We start from the raw sequence: 449 nt of genomic DNA, 5'->3' as shown, positions 1-449 counted from the left end.
CCGTGGACGCAAGTGCGCGATGGTTGCCTTGGCTCGCCGTATTGCGGTGATACTCCACCGGATCTGGGTCGATGGCACAGTATTCCAGCCTGATACCGCGCCGAACATGGCCTGACCGAATGCTCCTCCACTCTCTGCCTGCCTGATCGCAGGCCTTCGAGGTCCCGCAGGGACGTGGTTCCGATGATGCCGAGGTCTGGACTGTCGCGGGCTTTCGTCAAGCACGCCAATGAGATGGGCACGTCGGAATTGCATCGAACCAGCATCATGTTGGCAGCCAGCGCGCTGACCACGGACCGAAGCATGTACCCGAAGGACCTCAGCCAAAAGCCGCCGCAGAAAGCAGGACGGGCAAGAAAAAAAAGCCGGTGAAACCGCTTTGGCGGATCAATTTGCCTGCCTAAAATAGCTTGACTGGGACGGCCTCGTTACCGAAGTCCAGACCCTAG

Annotated in this window: 1 pseudogene; it reads left to right on the top strand. The window is 59.2% G+C overall.

Annotated elements, in window-relative coordinates:
- Positions 1–115 (top strand): annotated as a pseudogene (locus tag AC58NV_RS23740) (IS110 family transposase); the annotation flags it as partial.
- Between the last annotated feature and the right edge of the window lie 334 nt (positions 116–449).

Source organism: Leisingera sp. ANG49, assembly GCF_059694505.1.
Note: the sequence above shows the minus strand (reverse complement) of the source record. Positions and strands in the feature narration are given on the sequence as shown.